A 21,204-nucleotide genomic window follows, 5' to 3' on the forward strand; every position below is an offset into this window, starting at 1 on the left:
CCCGTGACACTGGGAAAGCTATGAACGTGCCACTAAAAAACCACTACATCGACACGAGGCTACGCGGCGCGCACACGTCACGCGTCAGCGGTCCCGGCGATGAATGACTCGACGGCGTCGGCGACCTCACCATGACGGCCCTCGCGGATCGCCGTGATCGGGGTGTCCTCGCGCAGGTGCGGGTTCCCGCCGATGAACCACTGCCGGGCAACGTGATCGCCGTCTGATGCAGACAGGAGAGTCCACTGACGGTGAGCGAACGTCAGACGGTTCGAGGCGTCCGAGCGCGGCTCGGGGCCGTCGGCCCTTGCCCAGCGGATCGGGAGCTTGCGGTCCTTGGATCCAGCGAGGCCTGCCACAAGCGTCGGGCCGAGGGCTGCGTTGAGCTCGCGCACGATGTCGTGGATGTCCATACGCATGGTGCGGCCGTGTGCTGTCGTCGGGGTCAGGGTTTCCATATCGCCAGTTTACCGCCGTACTACCCTATAAGCCACCCTAGTTACACCCATGTGGTGGGGTCGACGGCGGAGCCGTTCATGCGACCGGCTCCGGCGGCGTTGGGTCATTGGGCTCGGCGGTGCGGGAGTTGCAGTTGCTCAGTAGGAAGAGTGAAAGTCCTTCCCTTTGCGGCTGTACTCGTTCTGTTTCTCCGAACACATTCTGGGCGATGTACCGTCGTTGAAAATCCATCGGCGGTACACGCCACCTACGGATAATTACCAGTTCAGAGATTAAATACGAGTTCGAACGTGGGAGAAGTGTGTACCGGCGATTGAAGGCGAGAGTCCATCGGCGGTACACGCAGGGGGCGTGTTTTGGCCTGATCTTTCAAGGGTTTGAGAGGAAGAGAGGAAGGTATGTGACCGATGTACCGCGAGATCCGAGAAAGTCCACACATGCGCGCATGCGCACACGTACGCATATAGTTCCGCCGAAACTGCGGTACATACGGTGCATAGCGCATTTTTCGCAGGTCAGCGTTCAGATCGGCCACAGTGGCGCTGGTACAGAAGTGGTTACACGGCGGCGCTGCACACCCCCGGCGAGCAAATCGTTAGTATCGCTGAACAGGGGTTCTTGTGGCCTCAAGAGGTTGCTCTCCGCGTACCAAATCGGCGGTACACGCCCCGAGACAGAGAAGAAACCCGCGAGGAGCAGATGTTCCCCGGGGCTTCATGGGCCGTCCTGGCGCTGCGCGTTCAGCTCGGAGTGAGCGCGTGAAGATCCGACTGCCTCGGAATCTCCATCTACCGCCGGTAGACGAGATATGGGATGGTCTAGCGATCCCGTAACGGCACGCCACCGCGCCTCATATGCGGCGCGGTGGCGTGCGGTCTCCTCCTCGGCGGTTGCCTCATCTCTGCCGCCGCGGCCAGACGTGCGGCGTCGATCTCAGCAATGATGTGAGCGGCTTCCATGGCCTGGCGGCGAACCCATCGGCTAGCTCGATTCGTCTATCTCGTGCTTGACGATCTCCTGGAGTGCTTCGTTCATCTCCACTCGCGCGTCCTCAGGGCTAAGCTCGCCGGTCAACACGCGTCGGGCGAGTTCCATCGCGCTCGGTTCGGGATAATTCCCTCCGAGCTGCGCGCCCTTTTCGATCAGAGCAAGCGCTCGTTTGACTTCATCAGGGGTCAGTGGAGGCACCGCTCTATTCTCGCTCCAGACACCGCTGCGAGGGAAGCGGGATCACGGGTGATCTCTTTGCATGCGCGTTCTGGACGCCGCGCACTTTCACGACGGCCAGTCGGCGGAAGCACCTCATAACGAGCCTTTTGTGCGACACCGCGACACGGACGAGCTATTGACTGCGATCGTTCGCCGAAGAGGCGAGCGGATGCCTTTGCTTCCCCGAAAGACTTTTCGGGAAGGAAAGACTTTCGGGAAGGAAAGGCTTTCGGGAAGGAAAGGCTTTCGGGAAGGAAAGGCTTTCGGGAAGGAAAGACTTTCGGGAAGGAAAGACTTTCGGGAAGGAAAGGCTTTCGGGAAGGAAAGACTTTCGGGAAAGAAAGGGTTCCCGGGATGGAAAGGTTTTCAGGCGTCGCGTCCGCGAAGCCCCGCTGACCGATTCATTTTCTCCCCGGCGAACCGCTATACAGAGAGGATGCTTCGCACTCGTCTTCTCGCCGCATCGGGCGCTCTCATTCTCGCGGTCGCCGTCGCCGGCTGCTCCGCCCCCGACGCTGACTCGGCGGCTGATTCCTCGCCCTCGGCCTCGGCGAGCACCGTACGCGAAGTCACGCCTTCGCCCTCGGACACCACGGTCGAGCCCGTGCCGTCCGAGTTCCCTCCGGCGCTGCAGCTCGTGAATTATTTCCAAACCCAAGGCCTCGTCGTCGAGGATCCTCGCGACAACACCGCCAAGGGGTGGTGTGACGCCGACGTCTGGGACTGCTCGGAGTTCTTGACCTCCGAGCAGGTGTCGATCGTCATCCTGCCGAGCGCGGATGGCGCCGAGCGGCTGATGGCCACCGGCAGCGCCTACGTCTCCAGCGACGGTCGAGTCGGACTCTCCTTCGCCGCGCAGCGCACACCCGTCGAGCAGCAGGACCAGTTCACCCGCGCGCTCGAGGACTACCTCCTCACGGTGCCCGCTCAGGACTGAGCTTCACTCACCTCACACTTCTACTAACCGCCCGTTGCCCTCCGGTATCGGGGGTTCTTCTTTCGCCGGTGTCCGGCGCTCGTCGCGCGCCTGAGTGGCCGCCGGCAGTGGGGACCGCTCCTGGCCTCGTGGTGGCCTTGACGTGGACTCGCGGCGGTCACTTCGCGCCCACGGAGGGGCGCTCGATGGGGTCACGAGACATGGTTCGGTGCAGATGACCAGCGGGAGGCCACCTGGCGACCAGGGGGAGGCCCGCAGATGGTCACTGCGTGGCCACCCTTGCGTCTCGGGGTCAAGTGTCCTCAAACGGCGCCTCGACTGCGCTCCCGACGGTCGCGCGGTGGACTCGGATTGGTCACTAGACGGTCACAAGGGGGCGTCTAGTGGGCGGGAAGTGACCATCAGTTCCCGACGCTGCCGCGCCGGATTCAGTCAAGAGTCCGACCGATACGCCCCCATCGATGGTGTGACAGCCGTCAGCAGAGAGGCCGCAGCAAGCTGCAGCCTGCGCTGCGCGAGTGGCTAAGGCACCCGCCTCCGGGCGGCCGCGTCGAGGTTGAGTCAGGCTCGCTACGCTCCCCTGGCGTCGCTTCGCTTGAGCTTGTCAACACGGTGCCACTTCGTTCTAAACCGTGTTAACAAGCAAGCCCCGGCTTTCCGGGGACAGAGGATGACCCTGTTGACAGGCTGCCTCCGTCGTTCCTCCTGAGTCAACCTGCCAACAATGAGTTTGAGTCATTCTCTTTACCCCGATCACGCAGCAAATTTGACTCCGATTCCTCGCTGAAGCTCGGCCTCGGGGCCAAAAGAGGAAAAGAGCATAAGAGGAGGTGGCACCGGGCTGCGTTTCTCACCTCGCTTCGCTCGGCGGAAACTTGACCGGTGGTCGGCGTAGCCGACACCTCCCAGGGCGCTTGGCTGTCGCTTCGCTCGGCCCGCTGACGCTGTAGATCTCTCGACCCGGTCTTCTTCTGACTTGTCGAAGGCTCACAGACAGAAGCCCCGCAAGCTGCGTCCAACGTCATCTCGCTGCGGGGAGTGGTTCGTCGTGACTTCCGTGCCGATCGCTGCAGGTTCTGGTGGCAGGTGACTTTGCAAGAACCGCGGGATTCGATATGCGGGTCCTCGGCAGACAGGTTGACCGCTGGTGAGCGCGTGTACCTGCACATGTTCCTGCAACGCCAGGTACGTGGCCGAGGGGCAGAAATCCCAGTTCGTGGGAGGTTTTCGGGCCGTCGGGACGAGGTGATGCAGGCTTTGCACTATTTGCGTCTGATCTGCGATTTTCACAAATGTACCTGGTGTACCTGCCCTCGAACGCAAACCTCTATATAGGAGGCCTACTGGCTCAGGCGAGATGGAGATGTGGACAACGACAATGTCTTTCTCCTTTTCTAGTTAGACCAGGTACACCAGGTACACACCGGGGGAGAGGAGCTTTGAGGTGCAGAATGACGCCGATCTTGATGTAACTGGTGGTGTAACTGGAAGCTCTGATTCCGCAGGTACGTACCAGGTACACACCGCGTGCCGCGCTAGCGGAGGGGCGACGCGAGTGGCAACGCATCGACGGTTGGCATCGGTGTACACGTCGAAGTGTCTGCGGTGCTGTGTACAGTCGTGAGCAAGCCTGAATGACAGTAAAAGGGCAGGGCCAAAGCAGGTCCGACCGGTGGATACGCCAAGCAACCGCTAACGGGTTCGGCTACGAGGTCCTCTTGGAAGTTTGACTTCTAAGGGAGATCCATGTCTTTTTCCACCCCTGTGAGCACGAGCCTGCTGGACTCGTTGATCACGCCGGCAACACTAGCCGAACGACTCGGCACGACCGAGCGCAGCCTGAGCGAATGGCGTATCACTGGCCGCGGACCGAAGTTCATCCGAATCGGTCGCAGCCCCCGCTATCGTCCCGAGGCTGTCGACGAATGGTTGCTCGCGCAAGAGTATGCAAGTACGTCGGAGGAAGCCGCCTGATGGGCAGCGCATACTCGTACGACACAAAGAACGGTAAACGCTGGGAAGCGCGATATCGCAAGCCAGACGGAAAGACCGCTCGCAAAGGCGGATTCACGCGTAAGCGGGACGCTGAGGCGTACATCACCTCGGTGGAGTCCGCAAAGCTGCAAGGCGCGTATATCGCCCCGGGGGAGTCTCGAGTCACGGTCGGTGAACTCGGTGCTGCCTGGCTGACCGCGCATGCCGTCGCGGTGAAGCCGTCCACGTTCCACAGTGACGAGAGTGCGTGGCGCGTGCACGTCGAGCCAGCGTGGGGAACCCGCCGTGTCGGAACGATTCGGCACACCGAGGTTGCTGCTTGGATCGCCGAGCTGAGCGTTGACCGTTCAGCCACGACCGTGAAGCGGTGCCATGGGGTCCTCGCATCGATCCTTGATGGAGCGGTTCGCGACCGCCGGCTCCAGTCCAATCCGGCGCGGGAGGTGAAGACCCCGCGGAAGGTTCGGAAGCAGAGGGCATACCTTACGCATCAGCAGGTCGAACGGCTCGCAACGGCGTCGCTCTATCCCGACGTGGTGCGCTTCCTCGCCTACACAGGTCTCCGTTGGGGTGAAGCGACGGGACTCACGGTTACAGATGTCGATGTGGCGCGACGCCGATTGAACATCTCGTCGAACGCAGTCATCGTCAACGGACATGTGGTCGTCGGGACGCCGAAGACGCACGAACGTCGTACTGTTGTCTATCCGGCCTTCCTGGATGCGGCGATGGCTCAAGCGGTCACGCTCAAGCGACCGGACGAACTGATCTTCCCTGCGGAGACCGGTGGCTACCTTCGGCCGGGCAACTCGAAGTCCGGGTGGTTCGCAGGGGCATGCAAGCGCGCTCGGCTGGAGGACGCGTCTGCTGCTAGGGCGAGCGAGCGCGGAGGGGCGCTTCGTGCGGTCATGCCGCGCGTGACACCCCACGATCTTCGGCACACCGCGGCGTCGCTCGCGATCAGCGCCGGCGCCAACGTCAAAGCGGTCCAGCGCATGCTCGGGCATGCGAGCGCAGCGATGACCCTCGACACGTACGCCGATCTGTTTGACGACGACCTCGACGACGTCGCATCAGCACTCGACAGCGCGCGGGCAGAAGCGTTCGGAGGGGGGCTTCACTACTCGTCTGACGCTAACTGATTCGCGCAGCCTGCATATCGTGGTCGTGCTACTCGCCCAATGTCCCCGCGTCATGCAGGGCTCCGAGAGTGACGAACGGCGGCTGCGCGCCAAGCAGAGGCGTTGACTTGGAGCTCGTGTGAGAGTGACCGCGTGAGAAGTCGCCGCACGCACGGCGCATCTGAATACTCGGGCTGTACTGCGCGTGGACGAGCGATTGTGACCAGTACGGTGAGAGCATGCTCCGCAGACTCGAGATGAAAGAACAATGGCGATTGTTCGAGAAGGGCATGTGGCCCGAAGATCGCCCGCTGGGTCACGCGACCGTCGTGTACGGCCATAACGGCAGCGGCAAGTCCACGCTCGCCGAGCTGCTCTTGAGCCTGGGCGCAGGAAAGGCCGCCACCGGAGTTGTATGGGAGACGAGCGATCAGGTGAAGGTCGCAGTCCCCGCTGGCGGCAGTAGTCCCTCGCCGGCGATGGCTGTCTTCACCCGGGCGTGGGTTCAAGCAAATCTCTCAGAGTTCCTGGCTGGCGAGAATGCCGAGGCCATCGTCACCCTGGGGCAGGAAGCCATCGACTCGAAGGAGACGCAGAAGAGTCTCGAAGAGGAGATCGCCGGCTTGCGCGACAGCGCAGTCGAAGCTGAAGATCTCCGAACCAAGCTCGAGAAGCGCGCAGCCAAGCTTGTGCGCGACGCGCAAGACCGCATTGTCAGCGAGCTTCAGCGATTCGACTACAGCCACTACAGCCGAAACCGCTACTCGGTGGTCAGGGTCGGAGAGATGTTACGAGCTCCGAGGACTGACTTCCCAGACGACGGCGCCCACGCGGACGCTCTCGTGCAACTTGGCGAGGAACCGCCCGTTGCCATTAGTCCAGTACTGGTTGCGCCCCTCGCGCTGAGGGGCGAGCTGAGTGAGCTGGGGTTCATATTGAATCGTACGCCGACACGGGTTGCGCTCGGCGCTCTTGAAGCAGCGCCACACGCACAGACATGGGTTGAGCGGGGCCTAGCGCTCCATGAAGAGCGGGACAACTGCCTTTTCTGCGACGGAGAGATAACGAGTGCGCGGCGACAGCAACTCGCTCAGCACTTCGATAAGAGCTGGCTGGAGATCCGAAGCGCGGCGCAGCAGTTGCTTCGAGTTGTGACCGGACGCAAGCAAGACCTGGAGGCTTGGCTCGACTCGTTGCCGGCTCCGTCGGAACTTGTGAGGGACTTGCAGGTTGTCTATGAACAAGCGGTCGAGCGAGCGCGCGGCGACGTCGACGCACGAGTTAGGAGTCTCGAGCTTGTTGAGGCCGCTCTCGCAGCCAAGGTCGCTGATCCAAGTGCGGTCCCTGACGAACCCGACTGGTCTGTTCTCGGCGACGCAGTCTCCGCAACCGTTCTGTCAGAGGCCGTACACGACCACAACGAACAAGCGAAAGGCCACCGAGAGCTTACCGAACAGCGCAAGTCGGTTGTTCTGGACCACATCGTCGGATCCCACGGCCAGGCCTTTCGCGATTTGGAGAAGCAAGTAGCAGATGCGAAGAGCGCCAGCGATACTGCTGCCAAGTCGGTCGAACTAGCCAGCCGCAATCTGGATCGCGTGCGGCAGGAGCAGTTCACGACGAAGGATATGGCCGACAAGCTCACGCGCGATCTGGCACGTGTCTATGGGAAGGCACATCTCAGCATCGCCGTGACCGATGATGGCAAGTCCTACACCTGTCGACGGGGTGAAAAGGCGGGCACCAATTTGAGCGAGGGAGAACGCACCACGTTGTCGCTGCTCTACTTTCTCCGGAACCTTGAAGATCAGCAGACACACGGTATCGACCCGCGGGAACGCATCGTTGTGATTGACGACCCTTCCAGTTCGCTTGACCGCGAAGCATTGTTTGCCACCCATCAGTGGCTTTTTAGCACTCTTCAGAACTTCGGTCAGTACGTCGTTCTGACTCATGACTTCAATTTGCTACGCCTCTTCATCACATCGCATAGGAGCAGGTGGAGCGCATCTGCCAAGGCTCTGCGCGACGGCGATACCAATGAGGCGAGATTCCCGAGGGTCGCGTTCCTGGAAATGTTCGCAGCCACGAAGGAAGGGAAGCGGGCGACGAAGGTCGGCCCGTTGCCGGATCTCCTGCGGAACAGCACATCCGAGTATGCGTATCTCTTCTCGATGGTGATGAAGGGGGTCCACGACGGCGAGGATCATGAGCGCCTGTTCTTGCTCCCCAATGCCGCCAGGCGGGTACTCGAGTCATTCGCTAGCTATAAGGCACCGCATCTGCCGAACTTCCTCCAGCAGCTGGAAGCACTAGTGCTGGCTGACCCCGATGAGCCATATCGTGACGTGTACGACTTCTGCAATCGCTTTTCCCATGGCGAGGGTAACGAAACAGTCGAAGTGCTCGATGCGAGGGTTGTGCATGGCCAAGTCCGCCGTTGTATGGAGTTCCTGCGGGCGGTTGACAGAGAGCACTTCGACAACATGTGTAAGGCCGTGAAGGTGGACCCCGAAGCGCTCTCGTAGTCGCTTCGATATGTAAGGTGCTCGGCCCGGCGAACAGCTCCAGACCTTGGCGACGCTCGTCCATGTCAGCCCCGCGACCCCAGCGGCCGATGGACGTCGTGACCTGCAACGAGACTGGCCACAGGGGTGCAGCTCTACGTCACGGGCAGATTCACGAGGTGCATACTCAGGCCCCCGTCACCGCTCCCGAGCAGCATTTACGTTTGATGATGGGTGGGGCGACCAAGGTCGCCCCACCCATCATGTTGGCTGCAGGCTTATGGGCCTATCCGACAACGTCGCCGTCCACGTTCTCCTGTGTTTTCAGCAGTAGCGAAGCTCGCACGAGAGTGCTTCTCAGCCCTCGGGCCGCGACCGCGAGCTCTCCCTAGTCGTCGTCGCGGAAGATGACTTCCAGCACGAGTTGCCGATCAGGATCCGGTAGAAGCTTTACCTTCCCGAGGAGCAGGGTCGCTGCAAGATCGGTAGGGAGGATTGATCGCAAACTTCCCCAGTGTGCGGTCACTGCTTGGCGAAACGCAGGGTACCAACGATCCGTCGCTGCCTCCCGCAACCCCTTGAAGATGAACTGAAGAACGTGCGCCGCAGTCCACGACATCGTTAGGGCCGCTCGGATGAAGAGCGCGAGGTTGTCGACTGCTTCTTCTTCTGTGCCCGCGATCCCCGTGACATATCTGGCGCCTACGGCTGCCCAATCCTGCATCGCATCCGGTTCGGCTACGCATCTTTCCATGCCACGAACGATGATCTCGATTTTGCTGGCCGCGGACGTCGGACCGCCGTGCAAGATTGCCTGCCCCAGCCCGGCGGGTGCGAGGCCAATAGCAGCCGCCAGTTCCCAAGGGTTTTTCCTGTAGCGAATCCCAACGAGATGTTCACGAATAAGAGCCGCGTCGATGACGTCAGCTTGCTCTTCGGTGAGCTGCCCGGCGGCACGCATGTACTCCACAACTGTCGGCGTCCCGAAGGATGATATTCCGAAGGCACCAGCTATCTGTCTAGTCGCAGCATCATCGCACCAGAGGGGAACGTCCGCTTCGGCAGCCCGGAGGATCGCCTCGGACCACGCTCCTAAGAGGTCTTCGAATTGTTCGGTCGGAGGCGCCAGCTGTGGCGGATCCGATCGTTCGGCGAGCCGGAGGAGAACGATCAGCTTTTCTGTTAGGCGACGGCGCTCCGCGACCTCCTCCTCGGGAATGAACATGACGGTCGGACCCTGATCGACGGTGCTCGGGACGAAGACATCGCCGGCCCGCTCAAAATCGATCCCCGCATCATTCGCGTCGCGAAGTTGACCATATGTGCCGAACAGTCGTTTGGGAACACGGCTGAGCACTTCCGCGAGGTCGTCATCAAGAGTTGCGAGGGTTAGGGCTGCCGTTGTGTCCAGGGCGGCGCCCCGCAAGCTGGCTACTTCGACGGCCGTGTAGTCCACGGGTCTCTCATCCGAACCACCCGCGAAGCGAGGCGAATGGCGGCTCTTGACGAGTATCTCGGCAAGGCCCCGCCGCGAGAAGTGGGCGATCAACCCGACGGGCAACGACCCATCGCGCAGGTGGGCATCAAGGTCATTGGTAGGGCGGGGACCACCGGCAGCTCGATCGATCGCAGCAAGCAGCTCCTTCGGATCATCTCCCTCCATCGTCACGGCCCAAACCAGACGGGGGCGATCGGGGAAGTCCGTGTGATATTCGTCAGCTAGGGCGAGTAGCTGCACTTCGGTGTCTCGATACTCGATGGGGGCGATTAACAATGCGCCCACTGCTAGCCGTCGAACCTGCTCGTGAGAAGAGAATCTATGGCTCAGACTGAGAACTTCGCTCACCTGCGCCATCTCTGTGCCGAAGCGCTGGAAAAGATGCAGCCACATAGACGCCTGACCGGCGTCATGAGGGACACGGCACACCGGGTGTGCTTTCCATTCCTTGAACGCCTGGAGGTCGTCGGCAGCGTGATTGTAGGCAAAGACCAATGACCAGGCTGCGTCGGCTGCATCGGGTTCGATGCGCAGCAGAGCTCGCGCTGGCAGGATGAGCTCTTCCCACTGCCTGTCCTGATACATCGCCTGGATTTGTAGTCGAAGGGCACGCGCACGTGCCCCCCAGGCTTGTCCGCCCGCAACGATAGCCCGTTGTGCCCGATCGACGGCCTTCTCATGGTCGCCGCGATCGAGGTGATACCGCGCTGCCCGGAACCATTCGTCAGGATCGCCCCACCGACGCGCTGATTGTTCGGCGAGGCGGAGAGCGTCATCGGGTCGTTCGTGTTCGGCGTAATACTGGCCCAGGGCGCGGGCGAGCCTCGGGTTATCTAGCGCCGCGGATGCCGCGCGCGACTCAGCGCCGGGCTGCTCTCGAAACAGGGCCGCAATACTGTCAATCTCGTCGCACAACTGGGCGTTGAGCGGGCGCATGATCTCGACGAAGGGATGCACGATGCCGCGATGAGCAAGAACAGAGCAGATCGCTGCTTTCTCGTTCCAGTCCTCGGTGGCATCTACCGCTTCGGACCATAGTCGGACGGCCTTGTCACCCTCCACTTCGAGTTCAGCCTCACGTGCTGCGAGTTGCAGTCGCATCGAGGCTGATGCGGTTTCGCCCATTAGTGTGTGCGCGCCTGACAGCTGTCCCGTGTGGAGAAGCGCGAGCGCCGCGGCGTTGCGAACACTAGCGTGAGCGGCTTCGGCAGCGGTCGCCTCTCCTTCTGGGGTAGCAGTGAAAAGCGCCTTCGCGCGGTCATAGTCTTGAAGCAGCATGGAGGCTTCGATGGCAAGCACGACTGCCTCAGAGTTGGGAACTCCGGTCCGTCGCTGGCTGTTTCTGATATCGATCGCGAGGCGCCGCGCCGCCGACAGATCTTCGGTTTGAGTGTGAAACTCACCCACCAGGGACCGCGCGATGAGAGCACGAACGCCGATTACGCCTGCGGCTCCAAACCCGTCGGCTTCGAACGCATCTACCGAGAACTCGATAGCCTCGTCGAGTCGTCGCGCCTCGATTAGCTGCTGCGCGCGAATGGAGGCCGCGAGAGCTCGTTGCATCGCTGTCTGCGGAGTCCAGTCCAGCAGGTGCTGCTCTCGCTCGGAGAGCTCGTTGTCCGTTAAGATCGCCTCGATCAACGGGTGCCCGCGATCGTGGGCGAGGAGGTCAAGTGCGTCCGACTCCGAACGATTGATCCCCACGATCTGCACAAGCCAGTACGCGCGTGGAGTGGCTCCGCCTTCGAGCGCACGCTCGATCCAGGCGCGCGCGTTAGTGTGGTTCCCGCAGGTGATCGCTAGGAGACCGAGCCACCCGTCCACAGCTTCGCTCTCTTCGAGCCACGACGGCCGGGCACGAAGCCAATCCTTGAGAGTCTCGCCACGCTCCTGCGGCTTGGCAAGCGTTCGAAGCATCCGGAGCAAGGCCCGCTCGCCGATCGCACCCTCCAGCGCTCGCGCATCCTCCGCGAGCGCCGCGGGAAAGTGGGCAAGAGCGGACTCCATCGTGTCCTTGCCAAGCTCCGCCATCTCTGTGATCGGAACGATAACTTGCTCGTACACCAGCGCTTGGGAGTCACCAGCGCTTAGTTGTCGTGCGGTCGCAGTCCGCAGAAGAGGGAGCAGAAACCCGCTTGGAGGCCCCTCGAGGCCGTCGCATCTAATCGTGTCGAGGAGTTCTCTGGCAGCCGTACCAGCAGGACCATTTGTTTTGCAGGCGGTCATCAAATCAGAGTTCATGAGCGCAGCGCGGAGGGGCTTTAGTGGCACTTTCACGCCTAGCTCTTGCGCCGCGGATGCAGCGCTCCTCGCGATGCGCCATTCAAGCGTCAGCTTCTTCCCGAGACCGACGGCAGCAGAAGTAGCCACCTTGCCGCCGGCAGAGATCGCCGCCCCAGTTATCGGATCAATCACGTTGGCCTCCTTGAGGCGAGCATACGATGGGCAACCGACATGAATAGCGAAAGGCCGAACTGAGCGATCGGGTGCTCCGGTACCACGCCGAGTCGGTCGCTGAGGGTACGGGTCGCGACGTGCGCGACTCACGTCACTCTCGTAACCCGGCGTGTTGAGTCGTCTTCACGCTCACGTTCGTAACCGACTTCTGCCCTGAGCGTTAGCGGTAACGCAGCAGTAACGGAACTCGTGCGGGACTAGGTGAGCTGGTGTGAGCAGATGTGGGTCGCTTCCTTGTTTTTCCGCTGTTCCGCAAGAGCTGGACCCAGGGTCTGGACTGCAGAATGGGTTCAAATCCCACCGTCACCGCCATTTAGGAATAGCCCCGCTTCCCTTTGACTCATTGGGAATGCGGGGCTTTTTCTTTGCCTAAATTCAGTCCGTGGACACGTCCTTGGACCCATTCACCTTGGAACGGGCTCGATCGAGTGCGACCGCCACTGAGTTGAGGTCGTCGTCGAACAGGTCGCTGTACACGTCCAGGGTCATGGCCGCCGAAGCGTGCCCGAGCATCCGCTGCACGGCTTTCACGTTCGCCCCGGCGGACACCGCGAGTGATGCTGCAGTGTGGCGCAGACTGTGCGGCGTCACGCGAGGAAACTTCGGATCTTCGGCCTGAGCCCGCTTCACGGATGCCGCGAACCAGCCGTCACGAGAGTTGGGCAGGCGAAGGTGATCGAACCCGTCCCCGAAGATCAGCGAGTCAAGCGACGGTCGAGACGCGACGGTCGAGTGCAGGCGATCGTCGCCCCGAGCCGATGGCCGAGCTGGGGGCGAATCCCCACGCCCAGCCGGGGCTTACACCGAGAGGGTGTCGATGTGTCGCTGCAGCACCCGGTCGGCCTGGCCGGCGGGATCGTCTGAGGTGTTCCACAGCAGGTGGAGCGCAAGTCCATCGAGCAAGGCGTGCAGTCGTGCCGTCTCGAGATCGGCATCGAGAGCCGGGTCTGTCACTCCCGCCTCTGAGAGCTGTCGCAGCACGGACGAGCACACTCGGCGGACGCCGTCGTGAAGGTCGGCCGCGCTTCCCCTCAGGCTCTCGTCGGTGAGGGCGAGCCGGCTCAGCTGTAGCTGCACGACGAGCTCCGTGCGTCGTGTGTCGTCGAGGGGGAGCAGTTCCCGCATCCACTGCATCGCTCTCTCGCGACCATCTCCCGTGACGGCGCGCAGACGGGCTGCGACGGAGTGTTGGATGCGGTCGAAGCAGAACCGGCGGAGGGCGTCCTGCGTCGGGAACGCGCGTCGGAGCGACGCCGTGGCGATCTCCGCCTCCTCCGCGACCTTGCGCACCGACAACCCGGCGATGCCAACGCGCACCAGTACGCGGAAGGCCGCCGCCTCGATCTCGTCGTTGCGGTCGTCGTGGTCGATGAGACGGGGCATGACCTCATTCTCGTGCAGTGACGGGTGCTCGCTTGGGCCAGATCGAGTAGCTGACGGCCCAGAGCAAATCTATCGCCACGATCACGCCGAGGATCGGGAAGAAGCCGAGCAGCTCGGCGGTGCGCGCCGCGTCGCCGACGAGAGCGATGAGGACCCCGAGGAGCCCCGCTGCGATCGCGGCGGCCAGCATCGTCCGCGCGACATCCTTCCAGCAGGAGATCGTGTATGCAGAGCCGAACAGACGCGGTCGAGGCGCCGCCCCACGAAATCGCGCGGCGAACTTCGCATCCGCCCACGCGATCATCCGATGGCCGTACGCGACCGAGATGCCGATGTAGAGAGCAGCCAGACCGTGGTGCCACGAGGCCGTTCCCCCGCTCATGAGATCGAGGGCGACGAGCGCCAGCAGCACCAGGTCGATGATCGGCGCCGCGAGCAGCAGCATCCTGCCCAGTCTCGGGCGATCGAAGGCGTAGCGGGCGGTGAGGCCGGCTGCGATCGCGATCCAGAAGCCCACCTCGCACGCGATGATCGCAGCAAGGATCATGGGCGGCCCTCTCGGTGATGGTCCGATTATGGTAGCACGGGTGTGCTACCAAAAACCCCTCACTCCTGCCGTAGCGTAAATGCGTGGATATCCCCTCGATGATCATGGGTGCCTCGATCGTCTCGATCGGCTGGATCGCGTTCTGGCCGTGGGCGCAGCTCAAGCGGCTGCGCGAGCTCGAGTCGAACACCGAAGCCCCGATCCTGGTGCTTCCGCCTAGAGGATGTCACCTCCCTGCTCGCGGAGTGGCGCCGTCGTCGATCCGGAGCGCGCGGCGCCAGCGATGCTGGCCGTGGCTGGTCAGGCCGTAGAAGACCGGCAGGATCAGGAAGACGACCGACGCCACCAGCGGGTGCACGAGAACTCCGGCCGCTCCTGCGGCGAGGTACAGGACGACCCCGATGAGGGCGCGGGGGCGCTCCCGCGCGAAGTAGAGCTCGTCGACCTCGTCATGGGTGAGGTCGGGATGACGCGCCAGGTAGGCGAAGAACACCAGCCAGGCTGTGCACAGCAACGCGCCGATGACCGCATAAAGCGCGACCGCGACCCGCTCGTCGGTGAGATCGCCCGTGCGAGCGGTCTCGGCGATCACCGCCGTCGGCCAGGGTATGAGGCCAGCGCGGCGAGCAGTCCGAGGTTCGCCCACTGCAGCCCGACGTCCATCTCCTTGATCCGGAGGAAGGCCGCCTTGTGGTTCATCCAGATCACCGCGAGGTAGACGTATGACGCGGCATACGCCAGGTACGTCGGCCACTCCTCGAGCAGCCCCCGTAGCAGATCGCCGGGCTCGGTCTCGGGCGGCCTGAGGTCGAGGACGAGGAGGGTGATGACGATCGCGATGATCGCATCGCTGAATGCCACGGCGCGCCCAGGGCTCGCTCGTTCCGCCGAGTTCCGGCGCCGTCTCGGACTCCCACGACTCTCTGATGTCATCGTCCTGCCGCCTTCCTCGGTATCCGGGTATGGAGGCGGCAATCGTGCGCGTCTGAGGTCGGTCCACTCAGGGCCTTCCCAGAGCCGGGAGAAGAGAGGACAATGCCCGCGGGACGGGGTCAGGCAGCGCCGTCGGACTCCGGTCGTGTCGGCGGCTGGGCGGCGATGAGCTTCATGAAGGTCGTGAGCAACGCGAGGACGTCGCGTGACGGGTCGAGCAGCGCCTGGATCCGCAGCCCGTCGACCATCGCGAGGACGAGGGTGATCTTCTCGTCCGCCGTCAGAAGCTCGTCTTCTGCGGTGGGCAGCGGGCCATCCGTGAAGCGCGAGCGCATGCGCTCCCGGCGCCCGAGGAAGAAGTCGTGCGCCGGATGCTCCGGGTTCGTGGCGGCCACACTGAGCGCCATCCAGTTGCGCTGGAAATCGGGGTGCGCGAACTCGTCGGCGAGCACCGCGCTCAGGATCTGCTCGCCGGGCACATGCGCGGTCATGATCCGCGCCGCGAGGTCCTCCTCGTGCTCCTCCCGCTGCGCGAGGGCGGCGGGCAGCAGCTCTTCCTTGCCGGAGAAGTGTCGCAGGAGAGCGGCGTGGGTGAGGCCCGCGCGGCTGGCGATGTCGCGGAGCGAGGCCCGCTCGTACCCGTGCTCGGCGAAGCTCGCGAGTGCAGCCTCCGCGATCTCCGCGCGTCTCGCCGGGGTGGTGGCGCTCGGTCCTCGGCGGCGGGGAGTGGATTCGGCGCTCAGTGGAGACGTCATGCTCACACCCTCTCACTTTTGCCTTCTGTTACCAAAGTGGTTACTATCGCTCAGGATTGCAATCGGTTGCCACACGGATTCCGACCGCATCTCACGACGACGCCCAGTGGAGGGCGCCGCGGATCACTGAACGATGAAGGAGTCCAGGTGACCAAGAGCGAATACGACCGCAGCGACACGATCGACTCGATCGCTGCGGCCCAGCCGATAGGCGGGAACACCCCGGACGGCACTCCGCTGGAGCCGATGGCGGTCGCCTCCGAGCCGACCGCCAAGGTCAGTGGTGGCTACATCTTCTGGCTGATGCTGGCCAACTTCGGTGCATCCATCGCGATGATGGTGCCGCTCGCCTACGGGCTCGCGCTGCGCATCACCGAACTCGCCCCCGGGCATGAGGAGGTGCTCGGCTACGTCACCGGAACCGCGCAGCTGATCTTCCTCGTGCTGAGCCCGATGATCGGCATCTGGAGCGACCGCACCCGGTCGCGCTTCGGTCGCCGCACGCCCTTCCTGTTCCTCGGTGCCGCCCTCGGCCTGGTCGGTGCTGTCATCATCGGATTCGCTCCCAACCTGCTGCTCGTCGGCGCTGGATGGGTCGTGGCGATGACCGGCTGGTCGACCGCCGGAGCCGCGATCCAGACCCTGCAGGCCGACAAGCTCCCCGAGGAGCAGCGCGGCAAGGTGTCAGCGCTGACCGGACTCATGACGCAGGTCGCACCGGTGCTCGGCATCGGGATCGCCTACGCGGTGTCGTACAGCACCTTCCTCGTGTTCTTCGTCCCCGCCGTGATCGGCGTCGTCCTGCTCGTGCTGCTTCCGACGTTCAAGAAGGAGGGAAGCTCGAAGGATCTCGTCGTCGACTCCACGGTGACGCTCAAGAAGGTCATCTCGGGCTACGGCTTCAACGCCCGCAAGTACCCCGACTTCGCCTGGAACTGGGTCGGCCGCATGGTCTTCTTCATCGGTCTGTACTTCAACACCACCTTCGGCACGTTCTTCTACGCCCAGCGACTCGACCTTCCCGTCCGCGAGGTGGCCGGGGTCGTCGCCACCGTCGGAATGCTCGGGGTCGTCGCTGCCGCCGGTGGCGCGCTGCTCGGTGGCTTCCTCTCCGACAAGCTCAAGCGACGCCGGCTCTTCGTGCTCATCGCGGCGTTCATCTTCATCGGCGGCGCGCTGGCCGAAGCCTTCGCGTGGTCTCTGCCCCAGCTGATCCTCGGCGCCGTGCTCATGCAGCTCGCGATCGCCGTCTTCGCGACAGTCGATCAGGCCATCGTCTACGCGATCATCCCCGATCGTGCGGAGTCCGGCAGATACATGGCCGTGGTCGCCTTCGCACAGAAGATCCCCAGTGCGATCGCGCCCCTGCTCGCTCCGCTCATCATCACGATCGGTGCGGTGGGCGCCGAGAAGAACTACACGCTGCTCTACCTCATCGGCGCGGTGTTCGCACTCGTCGGCGGTCTGATCATCATGTTCAAGGTCAAGGGAGTGCGTTGAGATGACGCTCGCATCGAACCCGGCATCCGTGCCCACCGTCCCGTACGACCTGCGGATCGACAGCGGAGGCGACGAGTTCATCGTCTCCGAAGCGACGCCCCGGCTGTCGTTCACCGTTCCCGTCGAGCTGGGGGCGCAGACCGGGTTCGAGCTCGAGGCGACTGTCGACGACGAACGTCGAGCGCGTGTCGCCCTCGAGCCCGACACTCATCTCTTCATCGAGTGGCCCTGGGTCCCGCTGTCGAGCGGACAGCGTGTTCGATGGCGCGTGCGCGTGAAGACCGGCGACACGTTCTCTGAGTGGTCAGACTGGGCGTCGTTCGAGTGCGGACTGCTCGACGCGGACTGGACCGCTGAGTGGATCAGTCCCGTCGAGAACACGGATGCGGGTTACGGCGCGCGAGGGGCTCACATGCTCACCCGTCAGTTCGAGGCGACGAGCGTCGTGTCGGCACGGCTGTACTCGACGGCGCTCGGTGTCTACGAAGCTCTGATCAACGGGCATCGCGTCGGTACTGCCGAACTCTCGCCCGGTTCGACGTCGTACGACCGCACGCTCTATGCGCAGGCCGCCGACGTCACGACGCTGATGGCCGATGGTTCGAACTCGCTCGAGATCGAGCTCTCCGATGGCTGGTACCGCGGGCAGGTGGGGGCCTTCCGCCTTCCTGCGGGGTGGGGCACGACCCTCGGGGCGCGGGCCGAACTGCATCTTGAGCTCTCAGATGGGTCGCGACAGGTGATCCGCACGGACGGCGACTGGACCAGCGCGCCGTCTGCGGTGATCCGCGCCGACCTGATGGACGGGCAGACGACGGACTTCCGTGCCCGCGGGGGAGTCGCGGAGTCCGTGATCGTCGGTGCTGTCAGCGGCCCGCCCATCTCCTGGTCGCCTGCACCCCCCATCCGGGTCGTCGAGACGCGCGACGTCGTGCGGGCGTCCCATGTCTCCGACGACGTGTGGGTGCTGGATTTCGGTCAGAATGCCTCGGGCTGGCTGCGCGTGACGGATCTCGGGCCCGCAGGCACGCGCACGGTGATCGACTACGGAGAGCACATCGGACCGGATGGCGATCTCGACACGACGCATCTGGATTCGACCAAGCCGGGCGAGCCGACGGTGGTCTTCCTCCAGCAGGATGAGGTCGTGTCCGCCGGTGGCGGCGAGATCTTCGAACCGCGCCACACGGTCCACGGATTCCAGTACGCGAGGGTGCGCCGGGAAGGTGCTCCCTTCGACGCGGCGACAGCGCAGATGCGCGTCGTGCAGTCGGATCTCCGCCGCACGGCCTCCTTCGAGTCGAGCGACCCTGCGCTGAACCGGCTGCACGACATCGCCGACTGGAGCTTCCGGGGCAATGCCGTGGACGTCCCGACGGACTGCCCGACCCGCGAGCGCCTGGCATGGACAGGCGACTACCAGGTGTTCGCGCCGACCGCCGCACGCCTGTACGACGTGCTCGGGTTCACCCGCAAGTGGCTGCAGTCGGTGCGCGACGATCAGCTCGACGACGGTCGGATCGCGAACTTCTCTCCGGACGGGCGACGCATCAAGCTCAACCTCGACGATCAGTTCGCGATGATGACCGGTTCATCCGGCTGGGGAGATGCGATCACCTTCGTGCCCTGGGAGATGTACACGGCATACGGCGACACCCGAGTGCTCGAGGAGAATTGGGAGGCGATGGTTCGCTGGGTCGAGTGGGTCCTCGGGGCTGCTCGCACGACCAGGCATCACGCCCGAGTCGAGCGTTCGGCCGAGCCACTGCCCCATGAGGCGTACCTGTGGGACGGCACATTCCACTGGGGCGAGTGGACCGAGCCTGTTCCGAAGGCCGACGACGGCTCGCGCCTCGATCCGATCAAGACCAACCCGATGGCCTGGTTCATGGCAGACAAGGGAGAGGTCGGCACGGCCTACCTGTACCGCTCGACCCGGATCCTGGCAGATGCCGCAGCCGTGCTGGGCCGCTCGGAGGAGGCCGTGAGCTATGCGGCGATCGCCGATCGCGTGCTCGACGCATGGCGCGCGGAGTTCGTCACGGATGAGGGGCGCACGGTGCAGGACACCCAGGCGGCTTACGTGCGCGCCCTGTCGTTCGGTCTCATCCCCGAGTCGCTGCGGTCGGCCGCTGCAGACCGTCTCGTCGAGCTGATCCGCGACGCCGGGACGCACCTCGGCACCGGCTTCCTCTCGACGGGCGATCTGCTGCCCGTGCTCGCCGACACCGGTCATGCGGATGTCGCCTACGAGCTGCTGTTCCAGCGCAGCGCTCCCTCCTGGCTGCACATGATCGACAAGGGTGCGACGACGGTCTGGGAGGACTGGGAGGGGATCGATGAAGAGGGCGCTGCCCACGAGTCGCTGAACCACTACAGCAAGGGTGCGGTGATCCGCTTCCTGCACACCCATACCCTCGGTCTCCGGCAGGATGCTGGGTCGATCGCGTGGGAGTCCTTCGTGATCGCTCCGGTTCCCGGCGGCAGGGTCGATTGGGCCAGGGGGCACCTCGACACCCCGCAGGGGCGCATCCGTGTCGAGTGGCGGATCGAGGGTGGCGAGCTGCACCTCGACGCCGACATCCCTGCCGGTGTCAGCGCCACCGTGGTGTTCCCCGACGGCACGACTCGCACTGCACTGCCGGGTTCGTTCGCCGGTGTCGGGGGTCTCGACGCTGTCTTTCGCTGACGGATGTGATGCGCGCGCGGGTGTGCAGACCTAGCGGGTGCGGACGCTCGGCGCCGCTGTCGACTCGCGAACGACCAGCTCGAGGGGGAGCACGACCTTCGAGGGCACCCGATTGCGTTCGGGGTCGATGAGCGTCTGCATCGCGCGCGTTCCGATCTCTCGGAGCGGTGATCGCAGCGTCGTGAGAGCGGGGGCGGCGAGCTCGGCGCTGAAGATGTCGTCGAAGCCGATCACGCTGAAGCTCTCGGGCAGCTGCACCCCGCCACTGCGCGCGGCTCGAAGCAGGCCGTGCGCGACGAGGTCGTTGTATGCGAGCACGGCCGTGACACCGCTCGCCCGCACACGGCGGAGCGCGTCGGCGCCGCCCGCGACGGTCGGGGCATCGACCGTGATCTCGACTGCGGAGATGCCTCGAGTGGTCGCAAGGTCGAGGGTGAGGTCCCAGCGGGCGCGGTTGATCTGGATGTCGCCGAGCCCCAGATAGGCGACGGACCCGTGGCCGAGATCGTGCAGATGGTCCATCGCGGCGGTGAGCCCCATGACGAGGTCGGGGATCACGCTCGGAAGCGACGGCGCCGAGTGGTTCGCCGCGACGATCGGCTTCTCGCGAGCCAGGGCCGCGAGCTCCTCGTCGGCCAGTCTCGACGCGACGACGAGGAGCCCGTCCACGGAGGGCTGAAGAGTCTCGATCGTCTCGAGTTCGAGGTCCGCGGAGGCTTCCGTCTCCGAAACGATCAGCGTGAAGCCGCTGGCGCGCGCGACCTGCTCTGCACCACGGATCAACTCGAAGTGGACCGGGTTCGTGATGTCGGGAAGGACGATCGCGAAGGTGCCGGTCAGCCCGGTGGGCAGTGATCTCGCCATCGGGTTCACCCGATAGCCGAGCTCGGCTGCTGCAGCGCGGATCTTCTCTTCGGTAGCCGCGTTGGTGCGCCCTGGCTTGTTCAGCGCACGAGAGACGGTCGACGGATTGAGGCCGACCTTCTGGGCGATGTCGTAGATCGTCGGACGTCTGCCAGCCCGACCCTCGGTCGCCACCGGCTCGTCGGACGCGTTCGGTTCGTCTCTCGACATCGACGTGTCTTCCCCTCATCGTCGTGGTGACCGGCATCCGGTTTCTCATCGTAAGGCCCGGTCGTCGCAATCGCCGGACGGACAGGCCCACAGAGCTTGGCAACCGATTGACAAATGGTGTTGAAACCGTTCCAATAGGG

At 63.8% G+C, this 21,204-nt stretch carries 15 protein-coding genes and 1 pseudogene; 6 read left to right on the plus strand and 10 right to left on the minus strand.

The genetic code is table 11. The features are described 5' to 3' along the window. Positions 1-77 precede the first annotated feature (77 nt). Positions 78-458 (minus strand): hypothetical protein, encoded by a 381-nt coding sequence (locus RQG82_RS07835; protein ID WP_311258534.1) that lies wholly within the window; start codon positions 456-458, stop codon positions 78-80. 982 nt (positions 459-1,440) lie between these two features. Continuing rightward, entirely contained in the window at positions 1,441-1,647 is a 207-nt protein-coding gene (locus RQG82_RS07840; protein ID WP_150115111.1) for a hypothetical protein, read from the minus strand. Between the two features lie 457 nt (positions 1,648-2,104). Between RQG82_RS07840 and RQG82_RS07845 the strand changes: the two genes are divergently transcribed. The 4 genes from RQG82_RS07845 (at position 2,105) to RQG82_RS07855 (ending at position 8,249) form a co-directional block, all read left to right on the plus strand. Further along, positions 2,105-2,605: a hypothetical protein gene (locus tag RQG82_RS07845; RefSeq protein WP_311258535.1), complete on the plus strand. Its 501-nt coding sequence runs from the start codon at positions 2,105-2,107 to the stop codon at positions 2,603-2,605. A 1,746-nt stretch (positions 2,606-4,351) separates the two neighbouring features. Continuing rightward, positions 4,352-4,579, plus strand: a complete 228-nt coding sequence (locus tag RQG82_RS20165) for an AlpA family transcriptional regulator (RefSeq protein WP_267415933.1) — start codon at positions 4,352-4,354, stop codon at positions 4,577-4,579. After that, positions 4,579-5,742 carry a tyrosine-type recombinase/integrase gene (locus RQG82_RS07850; protein WP_396653579.1) on the plus strand — a complete coding sequence of 388 codons (1,164 nt, stop codon included), beginning with the start codon at positions 4,579-4,581 and terminating at the stop codon, positions 5,740-5,742. Before RQG82_RS20165 ends, RQG82_RS07850 begins: the two co-directional genes overlap by 1 nt. A 218-nt stretch (positions 5,743-5,960) precedes the next feature. Next, positions 5,961-8,249 carry an AAA family ATPase gene (locus tag RQG82_RS07855; RefSeq protein ID WP_267415931.1) on the plus strand — a complete coding sequence of 763 codons (2,289 nt, stop codon included), beginning with the start codon at positions 5,961-5,963 and terminating at the stop codon, positions 8,247-8,249. A gap of 367 nt (positions 8,250-8,616) precedes the next feature. Here the strand turns inward: RQG82_RS07855 and RQG82_RS07860 are convergent, their stop codons facing one another. From RQG82_RS07860 to RQG82_RS07890, 7 genes and pseudogenes are all read right to left on the minus strand, one after another. Further along, positions 8,617-12,141, minus strand: a complete 3,525-nt coding sequence (locus RQG82_RS07860) for a PIN domain-containing protein (protein WP_311258537.1) — start codon at positions 12,139-12,141, stop codon at positions 8,617-8,619. A gap of 417 nt (positions 12,142-12,558) precedes the next feature. Beyond that, positions 12,559-12,888 (minus strand): annotated as a pseudogene (locus RQG82_RS07865) (tyrosine-type recombinase/integrase); the annotation flags it as partial. 93 nt (positions 12,889-12,981) lie between these two features. Beyond that, entirely contained in the window at positions 12,982-13,566 is a 585-nt protein-coding gene (locus RQG82_RS07870; RefSeq protein WP_311258538.1) for a TetR/AcrR family transcriptional regulator, read from the minus strand. A gap of 4 nt (positions 13,567-13,570) precedes the next feature. After that, entirely contained in the window at positions 13,571-14,113 is a 543-nt protein-coding gene (locus RQG82_RS07875; RefSeq protein ID WP_311258539.1) for a hypothetical protein, read from the minus strand. Between the two features lie 226 nt (positions 14,114-14,339). Continuing rightward, positions 14,340-14,705 (minus strand): hypothetical protein, encoded by a 366-nt coding sequence (locus RQG82_RS07880; RefSeq protein ID WP_311258540.1) that lies wholly within the window; start codon positions 14,703-14,705, stop codon positions 14,340-14,342. Beyond that, the gene (locus tag RQG82_RS07885; RefSeq protein WP_311258541.1) at positions 14,702-14,974 is read right to left on the minus strand and encodes a TMEM175 family protein; all 273 of its coding nucleotides are present in this window, start codon (positions 14,972-14,974) and stop codon (positions 14,702-14,704) included. Before RQG82_RS07885 ends, RQG82_RS07880 begins: the two co-directional genes overlap by 4 nt. A 191-nt stretch (positions 14,975-15,165) precedes the next feature. Next, positions 15,166-15,801 (minus strand): helix-turn-helix domain-containing protein, encoded by a 636-nt coding sequence (locus RQG82_RS07890; protein WP_311258542.1) that lies wholly within the window; start codon positions 15,799-15,801, stop codon positions 15,166-15,168. A gap of 147 nt (positions 15,802-15,948) precedes the next feature. On the opposite strand from RQG82_RS07890, the gene RQG82_RS07895 reads away from it, so the two are divergent. Together RQG82_RS07895 and RQG82_RS07900 are read left to right on the plus strand one after the other, a co-directional pair. Then, complete coding sequence (locus RQG82_RS07895) at positions 15,949-17,301, plus strand: MFS transporter (protein WP_311258543.1); 1,353 nt, start codon at positions 15,949-15,951, stop codon at positions 17,299-17,301. A gap of 1 nt (position 17,302) precedes the next feature. Continuing rightward, entirely contained in the window at positions 17,303-19,990 is a 2,688-nt protein-coding gene (locus tag RQG82_RS07900) for a family 78 glycoside hydrolase catalytic domain (RefSeq protein WP_311258544.1), read from the plus strand. Positions 19,991-20,020: 30 nt separating this feature from the next. Here RQG82_RS07900 and RQG82_RS07905 read toward each other — a convergent pair whose 3' ends face one another. After that, on the minus strand, positions 20,021-21,064 hold the full coding sequence (locus RQG82_RS07905; RefSeq protein ID WP_311258545.1) for a LacI family DNA-binding transcriptional regulator: 1,044 nt from the start codon (positions 21,062-21,064) through the stop codon (positions 20,021-20,023). Positions 21,065-21,204 lie beyond the last annotated feature (140 nt).

It is taken from the genome of Microbacterium sp. WCS2018Hpa-9, from assembly GCF_031843745.1.
GTDB lineage: Bacteria > Actinomycetota > Actinomycetes > Actinomycetales > Microbacteriaceae > Microbacterium.